The organism is Caballeronia sp. KNU42 (genome assembly GCF_053760385.1).
Map to the genome: position 1 here is coordinate 2632668 of NZ_CM132389.1, position 13416 is coordinate 2646083.

13 protein-coding genes are annotated in these 13416 nt (G+C 57.9%); 5 read left to right on the forward strand and 8 right to left on the reverse strand.

Going from position 1 to position 13416, the window contains the following annotated elements; translation table 11 throughout:
- Positions 1–9: 9 nt before the first annotated feature.
- Both ACSOSP_RS31050 and ACSOSP_RS31055 read left to right on the forward strand, forming a co-directional pair.
- Positions 10–1227 carry a hypothetical protein gene (locus tag ACSOSP_RS31050; RefSeq protein WP_455312366.1) on the forward strand — a complete coding sequence of 406 codons (1218 nt, stop codon included), beginning with the start codon at positions 10–12 and terminating at the stop codon, positions 1225–1227.
- A gap of 139 nt (positions 1228–1366) precedes the next feature.
- A complete protein-coding gene (locus ACSOSP_RS31055) occupies positions 1367–2452 on the forward strand; it encodes a helix-turn-helix transcriptional regulator (RefSeq protein WP_455312368.1) in 1086 nt (361 codons plus the stop codon).
- 151 nt (positions 2453–2603) lie between these two features.
- On the opposite strand, the gene ACSOSP_RS31060 is transcribed toward ACSOSP_RS31055, so the two are convergent.
- A complete protein-coding gene (locus ACSOSP_RS31060; protein ID WP_455312370.1) occupies positions 2604–3566 on the reverse strand; it encodes a LysR family transcriptional regulator in 963 nt (320 codons plus the stop codon).
- Positions 3567–3766: 200 nt separating this feature from the next.
- Here ACSOSP_RS31060 and ACSOSP_RS31065 point away from each other — a divergent pair, with 200 nt between their 5' ends.
- The 3 genes from ACSOSP_RS31065 to ACSOSP_RS31075 all read left to right on the forward strand — a co-directional run bounded on the left by ACSOSP_RS31065 (position 3767) and on the right by ACSOSP_RS31075 (position 7022).
- Positions 3767–5086 (forward strand): MFS transporter, encoded by a 1320-nt coding sequence (locus tag ACSOSP_RS31065; RefSeq protein WP_455312371.1) that lies wholly within the window; start codon positions 3767–3769, stop codon positions 5084–5086.
- 34 nt (positions 5087–5120) lie between these two features.
- Positions 5121–6446 (forward strand): NAD(P)/FAD-dependent oxidoreductase, encoded by a 1326-nt coding sequence (locus ACSOSP_RS31070; protein ID WP_455312373.1) that lies wholly within the window; start codon positions 5121–5123, stop codon positions 6444–6446.
- Between the two features lie 171 nt (positions 6447–6617).
- Positions 6618–7022, forward strand: a complete 405-nt coding sequence (locus tag ACSOSP_RS31075) for a RidA family protein (protein ID WP_455312374.1) — start codon at positions 6618–6620, stop codon at positions 7020–7022.
- Positions 7023–7143: 121 nt separating this feature from the next.
- On the opposite strand, the gene ACSOSP_RS31080 is transcribed toward ACSOSP_RS31075, so the two are convergent.
- The 7 genes from ACSOSP_RS31080 to ACSOSP_RS31110 form a co-directional block, all read right to left on the reverse strand.
- Positions 7144–7803, reverse strand: a complete 660-nt coding sequence (locus ACSOSP_RS31080; protein ID WP_455312375.1) for a helix-turn-helix domain-containing protein — start codon at positions 7801–7803, stop codon at positions 7144–7146.
- 349 nt (positions 7804–8152) lie between these two features.
- Positions 8153–8938, reverse strand: a complete 786-nt coding sequence (locus ACSOSP_RS31085; protein WP_455312376.1) for a transporter substrate-binding domain-containing protein — start codon at positions 8936–8938, stop codon at positions 8153–8155.
- 268 nt (positions 8939–9206) lie between these two features.
- On the reverse strand, positions 9207–9812 hold the full coding sequence (locus ACSOSP_RS31090; protein ID WP_455312377.1) for a hypothetical protein: 606 nt from the start codon (positions 9810–9812) through the stop codon (positions 9207–9209).
- Positions 9813–9829: 17 nt separating this feature from the next.
- Positions 9830–11008, reverse strand: coding sequence for an acetylornithine/succinylornithine family transaminase (astC, locus tag ACSOSP_RS31095; protein WP_455313728.1), 1179 nt, complete (start codon positions 11006–11008; stop codon positions 9830–9832).
- 153 nt (positions 11009–11161) lie between these two features.
- The gene (locus ACSOSP_RS31100) at positions 11162–11926 is read right to left on the reverse strand and encodes an amino acid ABC transporter ATP-binding protein (protein WP_455312378.1); all 765 of its coding nucleotides are present in this window, start codon (positions 11924–11926) and stop codon (positions 11162–11164) included.
- 28 nt (positions 11927–11954) lie between these two features.
- A complete protein-coding gene (locus tag ACSOSP_RS31105) occupies positions 11955–12563 on the reverse strand; it encodes a hypothetical protein (protein WP_455312379.1) in 609 nt (202 codons plus the stop codon).
- 99 nt (positions 12564–12662) lie between these two features.
- Positions 12663–13415 carry an ABC transporter permease gene (locus ACSOSP_RS31110; protein ID WP_455312380.1) on the reverse strand — a complete coding sequence of 251 codons (753 nt, stop codon included), beginning with the start codon at positions 13413–13415 and terminating at the stop codon, positions 12663–12665.
- Between the last annotated feature and the right edge of the window lies 1 nt (position 13416).

The window sequence follows — 13416 nt, forward strand, 5'->3', positions numbered from 1 at the left end:
AAAACTCAAATGGCCGGAAGTAGCTCCCACAAGTGGGCATTCGCCTCCCACTTTCGACGTCAGGCATTCGGTTGGCGCTCTGCGCTGCCGATTCAGCGTCTGAAGGAAGCGGTAACAGAAATCAAGCGCACGGTGCGCACGGACCCTATTCTTGCGGCCGACGGCGCTGTTCTGCTTCTCGAAAAGCTCTCGCCCGCGCTGGAGCAAGTCGATAGCTCCTCCGGCGCACTGGGAAGCGCGGTGAATCGCGCCATCGACGTACTCGTGCCGATCATCGCCGCACCAGCCGTGACAGAATCCGTACGCCAAGCGTGGCTTGAGCGGCTATTCGATGCGCTACAAGAGGACCGGATGCCGTACATCGAGTACTTAGGTGACTTTTGGGGCCAGTTATGCGTGACACCGTCAATCGCCTCGGCTTGGGCAGAGCGGCTTTTGGGCGCCACCACACGCGTGTTAGGACCTGATGGCCACGGCGAGTTCTTTACCGGCACGACTGCTTGCCTGAGCGCGCTCTACGGCGCTCAACGCTACGATGAATTGATCAGGCTGGTGGACAGCGCGCGCTTCAACTGGTGGCACTACCGTCGCTGGGGAGTCGATGCATTGATGGCGCAAGGCCTGCCAGCCGAAGCACTGCGCTATGCACAAGCTTCAGAGGAATCCAATGGCCCACTTGGCGCGGTCGCGAAAGCCTGTGAGACGATCCTCCTCGAATCAGGAATGATTGATGAGGCTTACGCCCGTTACGCAATCATCGCCAACGAGGGAAGCACCCATCTGGCGACGTTTCGCGCCATCGTTAAAAAGTACCCGCACAAGCAGCCATGCGATGTCCTGCTCGACCTTGTAGCCAGCGATCCTGGCTCGGAAGGCAAATGGTTTGCAGCGGCCAAGGACGCGGGTCTTTTGGAGTTGGCTGCGTCGCTTGCAAGGCAAAGTCCCACCGATCCGCGAACGCTCACGCGCGCAGCGAGAGACTTCGGCGATGGCCAAGCTGACTTCGCGATGTCATGCGGGCTGAGCGCGCTGCACTGGATGGCGGCAGGCTACGGTTACGATATTACGCGTATCGATGTACTCGACGCTTACGCTGCAATCGTGCATGCCGGCGAAACGCTCGGTATAGCCACAGCGGAAATCAACGCACGCATTCGAGTTCAGCTAGGCGACCGGGGCGCAGATCGAACGGTGGTCGAGGAAGCATTGGCACGTCATATCCGCTGATGCGAACACCGGCGCGCAAAAGTCAGCGTACGTCGAAACGCTTATCGCGGACTGCGCGAACGGCTCTTGACGAGCGGGCTAGTGGCTCAACATAAAGTTCAGCCGCACGGTGCGGATCAAAACTGGACAAAAATCAGCAATGAGCACTGCATTGAACGACGACCCGTTACACGCTGCCATACCGCTAAGCCGCTTGTTGTTGCCGCCGGAGCTGCCAACGCTTGCGCCCGGCATCGTGCACAGCAATTTCCGCGTTCAAGGCGACGCCCGTCAAAGCTTCCTGGCCTGGCAGGAGCGTATGAGTCCTGTCTACGACATACGGCCTTCCTCAAAGCAAGCTGAGGATACGTTCGATGCGTCGCTGTCTCGTTACACGATCGACAATCTGAGCGTCTTCGACTTCCGCACCGGGCCGAACCTGGCCGTGCGATCGTTGGGACGAGTTTCGACCGAGAGCATTCGCGACATCAGCTTCAGCGTGTTCCTTGAAGGACCACCGGGGCAGTTCCTGGGCGGCAAGCCACGGCTCGACGCGCCGCACATACCGCAAGTGCCAAGTATCCTCGCGCTGGACATGGATCAGCCGTGCACAATCCGGAGTTTTCATAGTCGGATACTGCTCATTTTCGTGCCGAGGGCTCTGGTGGAAAGCTCGTTCCCTGACGCCGCCTCGCTGCATGGCCGCTGGGTTCACGCCACCACTCCTTTGACACGTCTGCTGATTGAGCATCTGGTGGCGCTAAATCGACAAATCGTCGGGCTGGCCAAGGAGAAAGTGCGTCAATCCTTTCTCACCGCAGTAGAGTTACTCGTCGCGGCTTTCAGCCGTCAAGCGGGTCTTTCCGGCGGCGGCCGCGCGGCGGTACGTGCAGCAGTCTATGGACAGGTGCGGCGGTATGTCGAGGCCCATCTGCACGATCCGGATTTGTCGCCTGACAGCGTGCTGGCATCGCTGCATCTCTCGCGCGCCACCGTGTATCGTCTATTCGAACATGAAGGCGGCTTGGCCGCGTATATCCGCAGCCGCAGGCTGCGAATGGCGGCCGATGAACTGGTGCGTTTTCCGCAGATGGAGGTACAGGACATTGCTGCGGGGTTGGGTTTCAATGATGCGTCGAGCTTTACGCGTGCATTTCGTCGCGCCTTCGACATCGCGCCACGCGAATTGCACGAGTACGCGCCGTTGCTTCAGCGCGAACATGCAAGACGGGAGCGCTTTACATAGACGGGCGGGTGGCTCCAGGTCATTGACTGCGGCTCGTGAAAGTCTGCAAGCGCGAAGACCGGCGGAAGACCCTTGACATGTCTTAGCTCCTGATAGAGCGAAGTGGGCCGCCACCGCGATCAGCGAACCTGCCTTGGCGTCATGATCCGCGTCAAGCTGACGGAGTGGCCAAGGCACGGGGGTGCCCGACGGTCTTCTCTTCTGCCATCGTGGCCTGCAGCGCGTCTGCAACGATCTGGCCGGAGGGGGACAGTGTGCGTCCTGCCAGCTTGACGATGCCCCAATCGCCGTAGACTGGGGTCAGGTTGGGAATCGGCAAGCGTACCAGCGTGCCTTTGGCGACCTCGTCGCGCACCAGTCGATCAGCGCAGGTCAACACGATATCTGTACCAGGGATCAATTGCTTGAGCAGCGTGATGTCGTCGCATTCGACTTGCACCGGCAGGACGCTCCCGTCCGGCAGTCCAAGCGCTGCGGCAAGCTCATGCCTGGCGATAGGGGGGATGCGCACCGATGCCAGCGGATAGGCCAACAGCGCGTCCGTCGACACCATCGGGCGGCGCCGTCTACCGGGCGGCTGCAGCAGCGGGTGCTGGCGGCAGCAAAAGAAACCGATTGGCAGAGCGCCGAGCGACGTGACATCGATATGCTCATCGGGCGGCAGCGCCCGGGTATCGGCGATGAAGAAATCGATTTGTTCTTCTTGCAACATCCTCAGCAATTGGAGCCAGTTGTTGACCTCCACGCGGATGGCGATCTTCGGGTAGCGGTTATGGAACGCGCGCAGCACGGGCGCGACGATCGCGGCAGCGGAAAATGGCCCGGCACCGAAGATCACTTCACCCAACTCAGCGTCCCGCAGCAATTTGAGGTCGTGAGACAGGCTGCGCGCATCCAGCAGCAGACGCCGAGCGCGCTGCACCACCTGCTTGCCGACCGAGGTGAGTTCGACCGAGCCGCCATTGCGATCGAAAATGCGCAAGCCGCACGTCTGCTCGAACGCGGCAATGCTGCGGCTGAACGCTGGCTGGCTCAAGTGAACACGTTCGGCCGCCCGGTGGAAATTCAGCGTCTCGGCAAGGGCAACGACGTGCTGGAGATGCTTAAGGTTCATGATGCATTCAATGCATTAAACAAACATTAATAATGCATTAGACATGCGATTAATGCAATCCGATACTCAACCACCAAAACAAAACCGGGAGCGCTGCTGCATTCCTGCGGCTACCGGGCATGCAAGCGCACATGTGACGGCGTGGCTCTCGCCGGTCCGTGTCTCGCCATCATTTGCCATCATCGACCAGGAGGAGACTTATGTTGGATAACGCGCTCGGCGTCAGCGGTATCGCTCATGTCCCGGATTCGTCGCCGCTATCGAGGCGGCGCATCATCGCGGCCACCACGATCGGCAACGCACTCGAATTCTATGATTTCCTGATCTACAGCTTTTTTGCAGCCCAGATCGGCCGGGCGTTCTTTCCGGTCGGCAACGACGTCGGCTCGATGCTGGCGTCGCTGGCGACGTTTGGTGTTGGTTTCCTGTTTCGTCCGTTGGGCAGCATCGTGCTGGGAGCGTATGCCGATCGCCGTGGACGCAAAGCGGCGATGTTGCTGACCTTGGCACTGATGGCACTGGGCACTGCGATCATCGCTTTCACGCCCAGCTATGCGCAGATCGGCGTGTTCGCGCCAGCGCTGATTGTCATGGGCCGGATCCTGCAGGGGTTCTCCACTGGCGGTGAGGTCGGCGCGTCTACCTCGATGCTGGCGGAAGCTGCCCCGAACCATCAGCGCGGCTTTTACATCAGTTGGCAAATGGCGAGCCAGGGCCTGGCGGTCCTGGCGGCTGCGCTGATCTCGTTCACATTGACGCAAACGCTGGACAAGGCGGCGCTGGCATCGTGGGGATGGCGCTTGCCGTTTGTCGTCGGCATGCTGATTGCGCCGATGGGCATGTATATCCGGCGGCAACTCAAGGAAACCTACGCTCGCGAGATGGCGCCGGACGCGCTGCGGCACCCGGAAAGCGCACTCACCGAGCTGGCGTCCAGCTACCGGCAACTGTCCGTGATGTCCACGTTGATCCAGGCCGGCTCGCAGATCACTTCGTACATCTTCATTATCTATTTGCCGACCTACGCCATCGTGCAGTTGCACATGCCGGCGCATCTCGCTTTGGCGGCGGTGATCGCGAGCGGCATCGTGACCTTCGTGGCCAGCCCCCTACTCGGCATATTGAGCGACAGGGTTGGCCGAAAGCCCCTGGCGTGGGGCTCGCGCATTCTGTCGATAGCGGTGGCGATACCGTGTTTCCATGCGCTTAACCAGCAGTTGCCGATGTGGGCGCTCGCGCTGATGCTCGGTGGCCTGGCCATCCTCGCTGCCATGTGCGCGGTGGGCAACTACACGCTGGTGACGGAGAATTTTCCCGCCAGGGTGCGGGCGAGCGGCATGGGTATCGCGCAGGCCATCGGCGCGGCGATCTTCGGCGGCTTCGCGCAGTTCACCGCGACTTGGTTGATCCGCGTGACGGGCGATCCGCTCGCGCCTGCCTACCTTGTGATCGCCTGCTGCACGATATCGACGATCCCGCTGTTTTTTCTGCGCGAGACACGTAACGTCCCGCTGACGTAAACCCCTTTCCTTTCCGATGCAAAATCTCTAAGTCATGCGAAGCACTTATCCCCGTTATGCCCGGCCCAGCGGATGGAACCAGTTGCTGCCGCCGCGGCAGATACCCGCAGCCGCGCTCGAAGGTGAACACCGCGTGCGCTTTGCCGTGATCGGCGCAGGTTATGCCGGCATCGCCGCCGCGCGGCAATTGGCCGAATCGTTTCCCGGCGAGCCTATCGTGCTGCTTGAGAGCGGTACAGTCGGCGATGGTGCCGCCGGCCGGAACTCCGGCTTCATGATCAACCTGCCGTATGCGAAGATCCTGGGCAGCCGCAATGCCGCTGAAACCGAGTGGCAGAAGACGCTGCTGCAGACCGGGCATGCGTGGCTCGAAGCACTGGTAGCGCAGCACCAGATCGACTGCGGCTGGCGTACCTGTGGCAACTACAAGGGTGCAACGACGGCCCGGGGAGAAGCCGAGCTGCGGCAACTGGCGACGCAGCTGACCCCGCTGGGCGTACCGTTCAAGGCGCTGACGCGGGAGGAACTCACGCAAACGCTAGGCACGTCATTTTATCGCCATGCCCTCTGGATGCCGAGTTGTACCCTGGTGCAGCCGGCCGCACTGATACGAGGGCTGGCCGATGCGCTGCCCACGCAAGTGACGCTGGCTGAGCATACGCCGGTGCTCGACGTGCAGCGCGGGCGCCCACATCGGCTGGTGACGCCAAACGCACGTATCGATGCCGATGTGGTGGTGTTTGCCAATAACGCCTTTCTGGGCCGCTTCGGTCTGGCGCGCAATCGTCAGATCACCGTGTACACCTATGCCGCGCTGACCCCCGCGTTGCCGGAGGATGAGGCAGCCCGCCTGGGCAGCGCCAGCGACTGGGGCATGGTGCCGGCCGAGCGCATGGGCGCGACGACGCGCAAGGTCGGCGGCAACCGCTACATGATCCGGACCGGTTTTTCGTACGACCGCGAACAGGACAATGCAGAGATCGAGGTGATGTTGCAGCAGGCGTATCGGATGCGTTACCCCCAGATGCGGCGCCATGATCTCGAGTACGTCTGGGGCGGTGCGGTGAGCCTGACGCGCAACGGGGCGCCGTTCTTCGGCCAGGTGGCGCCGGGAATGTATGCTGTCTCGGGTTGTAATGGTTCGGGCATCATCAAGATGTCGCTTCTGGGCCGGTTGCTGGCCGAACAGATTGCCGGCCAGAGCAGTCCGTTGCTGCAACGCTGCATGGCGTGGGCCACACCCACGTGGATCCCTCCCGAGCCGTTGCGTCGTATTGCCGTGTCGATGTCCATGCGCAAGTATCAACGGCAAATGCACGATGACAAGGCAGATGCAACGCGTCTTGCATTCTCAAGATGAGCGCACGCGGCCAACTGCTCGTCGACCCGATGAGCGCAGGCGAATTCGCGCCAGCGACCGAAACAATCAAGTTTTGCGCCACGCCTTCATGCCGCCAAAGCTGATCCGGCGCATCGCCGTCAATCTCACGATCCACCACTTTCAACGCGAACTCACCATCGGAGTACGAAATTGAACGCTTCTGCGAGCAGGTTGCAACCGGTCAGGTCGAACATTATCAATCCACCTTCCATCCCCATCAGCAACGCACTCATTGCGGGCGAAGTGATCTATACCGTGCAGGTGCCACGTCATCCGCAGACCTTCGCGCCAAGCGGAGAGGGCGACATCGAGCTGCAGGCCGCACGCGTGTTCGATCAATTGAAGCACGTGCTCGAATGCGCCGGATCGAGCCTCGCTCAAGTCGCGCAAATGACCATCTATCTGGTCGACAAGGCCGACGCGCCGGGAATGAACCGCGTCTACGCCCGCTATTTCACTGCGCCGCCCTACCCGAATCGGGCGACGGTGGTCGTCAAGGAACTGCTTGGAGAAAATTGTCTGATCGAAATTGTCGTGCAAGCGATCAAGGCCTGACGAGTTCCTGCAAGATCTGGTCGAACCGCGCCGTTGATTTCGAGAATTCCCGACTCAGCATCAATGTTCGGAACCGTCGTTTGGGCATTGACCTGGTTAAATTCAGGCAGTCGTTTAGGCGTTAGTTGACGTCGCGGATATTGAAGACTACGGCCAGGAACTTCACAGGTGTCTCCTGTATTTCCTCGGGTCCGTGCTGTCCATGCGCGTCAAACAAAAGCGTGTCGCCTGGCTTGAGCGCATATACCTTGGAACCATATCGGTAGCGCATCTTTCCCTCGAGCACGTGTATGAATTCTAATCCCGGGTTCTGGAAGACTGACCACGGCTGGGCTCGTTCATCCAGTGTCACGATATAGGGTTCGACAAAGAGACTTCCTGAAAGAACATGTCCGAGCAGCCGGTAGACATGCCCGTAGGCTGAACCGTCCCGTTCGACGGAAACGCCCTGTCCGGCAGCAACAAATGAGCAGTCGTGCCTTTCGCTCTGGTCAACGAAAAATCTCGACAACGGCATATCGAGGGCAATCGAGATTCGGGTCAGCGTTTCGATGGACGGCGTGGCCGTTCCCCGCTCAATGCGTGACAACATCGAATGGGATATACCGGCCGCTTTCGCAAGAGCGCCGGACGGAATCTCCGCCGCTGTGCGCAGAGCATGGATTTGGTGAGCCAACGCGCGAGAAACCTTGACAAGCTGGGGGTCTCTCAGCCCCTCGGCGTCCGTTTCGACATCCGGTACGTCGGCCATCTCGACAAATTTGTCCTTGGATTTCTTCATTGCGTCCGAGCTACGGGAAAGTGCCGCAGGCAGTATGGTCAAAGGGAGCGTCTATTATAGAACGCTGCAGGATGAACATTTCCCGATGAACATTCTGGTTGCCGAGAATTTACTTTCATACGGCAGCGATGATGGCCTGGTAGCTTGTCTGGTACCTTGCCTGGTACCTTAGTAAGCGCAGCGATTGCATTAGCCTGTTAATCAGGAAATCTCAGCCTCACTCTCGATCGGTGCTTCTACCCCGTGCTCGGTACCCGGGATTCAATCTCGTGCCTCAAATCGCCGGGAAGACGACACCCAACGACAACAGGGGCGCCCGACTGCGAAGCCCCTGCCATCTTGAGTCCGCTCACAGCAGAGGAAAGGGAAAGTACTTTTTGTTGATCCTGGCGTAGGTACCGTTGGCGATGATAGTTGCCAGTGCCTTGTTCAACCGGTCACATAACGCTGTGTCGGCAAGTCTCACCGCAATGGCATTGCCGTTACCGACGATAATGTCCTTACCCACGAATCCGAAGTCCTTGGCCTGTGCCGTATTCAGAAAATCTGTCACGAGTGTCGGCTTGTCCAGCATCATCGAGTCGATACGGCCAGAAACCAGATCGAGTTCGGGTTGGCGAGTATCGTCATAGAGTACGAGCGCAGCGCTCTTGTCGTATCCGTTGTTCACCAGCCATGAATTCTGCGAAGAGCCACGTTGAACACCAATGCGCTTACCCTTGAGAGCTCCAACTGATGTATCGGTGATGGTCCCCTTCTTAGCGACAAAACTCGATGCAGTGGTCTCATACTTGTTCGTAAACAGGACTTGCTTGCGGCGTGCCGGCGTCATGGACATGCTTGCAATGATGGCATCGTACCGTCCCGCTTGAAGACCCGGAATTATTCCGTCCCACTGCTGCGCCATGATTTCACACTTGACGTGCATCTCTTCGCACAGAGCGTTCGCGATGTCCACATCAAATCCCTGCAGCTTGCCGTCAGTGTCTTTGTAGCTCCAAGGCTTGTAAGTGCCCTCCGTTGCAACGCGCAGGACGTCGTCTGTAGCATGCGCTGGCGAGCCGCCGGCAATTAATGCTGCCAGAATGCTCAGGCCAGTCGTACGCAGAATCATTTTGAAGAAGTTATTTTTCACCTGTATCTCCCAAATTGAACCGATTTACACGCCTCTAAGGCACCCATTTCCCACGCCGTGGAATGGTCTGCAATTTCCGCTGCAGTCATTCAACGGGTATCACTCATCAAGCTCCTGCTTGAAACTTATTTTTTAAGAAGCTGTACTAAGTTACAAAATTACGACAAATGCAGATTGGCTGATAGATCCTCCGTGCATCCCTGCCTCAATCCAAGTCGCGGGCGGACCTCGACGAAAACAGTCTGTGCCATCTAGCAAGGCATTATCATCAACTGCCCTTCCGAAGAGCAGCGAATTGGGCAGCCACGGGGCTCGTCTTATCGGCAACGATTTGATCTCCCCCAACCCTTTCTCGTCCATACACGATCCATGCATCGTCCGGAGAGCCGATGACATTCTCCACCCTCAGATCGTCCGGGTACTTGTCGTGATACGAAAGATAAACAAGGGCGGAATCGCATTCGCCAGCCATCATGCGTTCAAATCCGTAGGGAATTGACACGACAGGAATGCGCTCCTCCCATGCCGACAAGTCGGCATATCCGTCGGTCGCGGGCGACACGAGCGCAATGCTGCGCGGATGCTCCACGTCGGCGCGTGTCAGCACAGCAAGCGTTTGACTGGGCGAGATAAACGTGTCCACAACGAACAGTTGCCTGAAGTTGCCTCCCATCACGCGCGGCGTGTCAGGATGCACCGCGCATTGCAGCAGATAATCGATCCCCTTCGACTCCATTGCCGCAACCGCGTCGTCGAAGTTGCCGAAGAGTCTGATCCCGGCATCGTCGATGCCGTGGAACTCGAGGTATCGTTTGGTCACATACTCGTGATTCGTGCCTTCTGGGCCAAGCGTTCCGAACATAATTGATGGCATATTCCTGTTCCTGATAACTATGATACAAATCTCTCGATCGCAAGCTCGAGACGATCCAGTGCCTGCGAAAATACCTCGGGTTCTATGATCAGCGAAGGCGCAAGCCGTAATGTGTTTGGACCGGCCATCAATGTAAATACACCGGACTCATACCCCTCTTTGACGAGTTCTGCGGAGCGCCCGGCAAATCGATCTCGGAGTTCACACCCGATCAGCAGGCCTGCTCCTCTGATTTCCTTGAACGCGTCAACTCGTACATTGATGCGCCTTAGCCGATCAAAACAAAAAGCGCTTCTTTCCTGCACACCGTTGAGGACGGCGTCGGTGTTCACAATATCCAGAACTTTGCTGGCAACCGCTGCGGCAAGAGGGTTGCCACCGTATGTGCTGCCGTGAACCCCCGCCGAAAAGTGGCGAGCAAAATGATCCGTCGTCAGCATTGCGCCAATCGGGAATCCATTTCCCAAGGACTTCGCCGTCGTCAGGATATCGGGCGTCACGCCGATGCGCATGTACGCATACAGACTCCCCGTGCGCCCGACACCCGTCTGCACCTCATCGAAGATCAATAATGCGTTGACCTTGTCGCATTGTTCGCGCAAGGCGTTAAGAAACTCCGGACTCGCCGGGATAACCCCGCCCTCTCCCTGCACCGGTTCGACGATCACAGCGCAAGTATCCACGTCAATCGCGGCCTTTGCTGCATTGATGTCGTTGTACGGAAGATGCGTTATGCGCTGAGGTACAGGACCAAAACCTTCACGATACTTGGGCTGCCCCCCAACGCTCACCGTAAAGAGGGTCCTGCCGTGGAAAGACTGCTGGAATGCGATTATCCGGTTTTTGGTTGATAACGCCGCTCCCGTCTCGTCGTAAGCGACTTTCCGTGCGAGCTTCAGCGCGGCCTCATTCGCTTCGGCACCCGAGTTCGCGAAAAAGACCTTCTCCGCGAAAGTCGCGCCGATGAGACGCTTGGCCAACCCCAGCACCGGCTCATTGGTAAACACATTGCCCACGTGCCATAGCTTCGCACTCTGCGTGATGAGGACCTCCTGCAGGTCCGTGTGCGCGTGCCCAAGTGCGGTCACTGCAACGCCGCCCGCAAGATCAATATATTGTTTTCCGTCGGCATCCCAGACGTACGAGCCCCGGCCGCGAACTGGAATAACATCCGCCGGCGTGTAGACGGGTACCATCAACCTGCCGAACTCATCACTCGCGTCCGGTGCGTGATTCACTTCAACCTCCAAAACAAAATTCTGCTGGCACCAACCCCAAAGTGCCAGCGCTCGCTAAGTGAATCGACACCACGGAGCACTCTAGGATTGATAGCTTGAGGATGCGTTCGGCTACTTTCCAATGATCTGGCTCAAGAACCGGCGCGCCCGATCCGTCTTCGGTGCAGCGAAAAAACCTTCAGGATCGGAGTCTTCAACGATCTCGCCCTCATCCATGAAGAGGATTCGATCAGCAACCGCACGGGCGAAGCCCATCTCATGGGTAACGCACATCATCGTCATTCCGTCTTGCGCGAGCAGCGTCAAGGTGTCCAACACCTCCTTGACCATTTCAGGGTCGAGCGCAGACGTCGGTTCATCCAGCAGCATGATCGTCGGCGACATGCATAACGCGCGGGCGATTGCGACACGCTGCTGCTGTCCGCCGGAAAGTTGCGCGGGATACTTGTCCGCCTGGTTGCCGACACGAACTCGATCGAGCATCTCCCGAGCCTTGGTCTCTGCGTCCTTACGCTTCATGTGGCGAACAAGCATCGGCGCCAGAATGCAGTTGTGAAGCACAGTCATGTGCGGAAACAGGTTGAAATGCTGAAACACCATCCCGACGTCGGCGCGGACCATCTGGATGTGTCGCGCGTCATTCGTGAGTTCAATTCCGTCGACATGGATCACGCCTCGGTCGTGACGTTCAAGTCGATTGATGCATCGGATCAAGGTGGACTTCCCTGAGCCCGACGGGCCACACAGGACAATCTTCTCGCCGCGTCTCACATCGAGCGATATGGACTTAAGCGCGTCGAACGCACCGAAGCTCTTGCAGAGTCCGTTGACCGTGATGACATGCTCGTGGTCGGGATTTTGGCTGACTACATTCATGGCTAACGCCTCTCGATACTTTGAAAGTTCAGGCTGACTTCAGATCAAGGTGGAACAGCTGCGCTGCGGGACTGTCCTTCCACGCCACGATTTCACCGTGACTTATTCGTGATCGTCCGTAGACTATCCACGCGTCATCGACCGTACCAATGCGCACATCAATCCGGAACCGATCAGGGTTATCCAGGGCCACCGACGAATAGGTGAGACCACTCTCATACTTCCCGGAAAGCAAGCCCTCCGCCACCGAAGCGGTCGACGTTTCAGGAATGAGCGTGATCCCTGCCGTTTCCACATATTCCCTGGTCGCCGGTTGAAGCGCGAGTGTAGTTGGCTTTGCCACATCCACGCGCGTCACGACTGCCATGTCTTTACTTGGCGAAACAAAGGCATCGATGACGAAGAGATTTTTTCGGTACTTCGCAACGATGTCGGCCGTCGACGGATGAACAGCTACTTGCACGATATGGTCGGCGCGACCATCTATGACCATCTCGGCTGCTTCGTCAAAACTCAGGACGAGTTCGACACTCGCGATGTCTGCGATGCTGAGATGCCGGAGATACGCGTGAGTCACGAATTGATGATTGCTGCCGGCGGGTCCGAGCGTCACAAACTTTAGATTCTTGCTTTCCATTTTTAATTTAGTGATTCTTTAAATAGATTAGTTTAACTTATTAAATTTCAATGTTTTGCACCGCACTGACTGCCGCTGCAAAGTCCTGGCCGAAGTATCCTAGTTCGATCTGCTTTCCAAAATCACGGGCACCTTCGATTTGTCCAGCTTCGCTTCCTTAACGAATGAGCGCCCGGTCGTGCGGTCGATGTAGCGCTCGATGCCCCGGAAAATGTAGGCAACGATATAAGTCATGATCAGATAAATGAAACCTGCCGTCAGGAAGATCTCATAGGGCGCGTAGGTGTCGCTGACGAGAAGCCGTGAAGTCCCGGTCAACTCCATGATGGTTACGGTTGATGCGAGCGACGTAGCCTTCAGGTTGAGAATGGTTTCGTTCGCGTAGGCCGGCATCGCGATGCGCACGGCCAACGGCGCCTCGATTCTCAATAGAGTTGATGTCTTCGACAGGCCCAACGCCTGCGCTCCTTCGACGAGGCCCTTGGGTACCGCTGAAAGCGCACCCATCAGGATGTTCGCGGTATAAGCACCAGAATTCATGCCCAGCGCTATGACAGCGCACGGAAACGGGTCGCGGAAAACCGGCCAGATAAATGACTCGCGGACAAACTCGAACTGACCGAGGCCGTAGTACACGAAGAAGAGTTGCACGAGAGCCGGGGTTCCACGAAAAATCGCGATGTAGCAAGCAATCAGCGAATTAACGACCCGTGATTGCAACGTGCTGATGAACGCCAAACCGATCCCGATAATGAGACCGACCACGACCACGGTAAAAAACAGCTCCAGCGTGATAGGAAGCGACTCGCATAGTCGCGGTACGCTCGAAAGCATTAGGGAAAAATCGAGCATC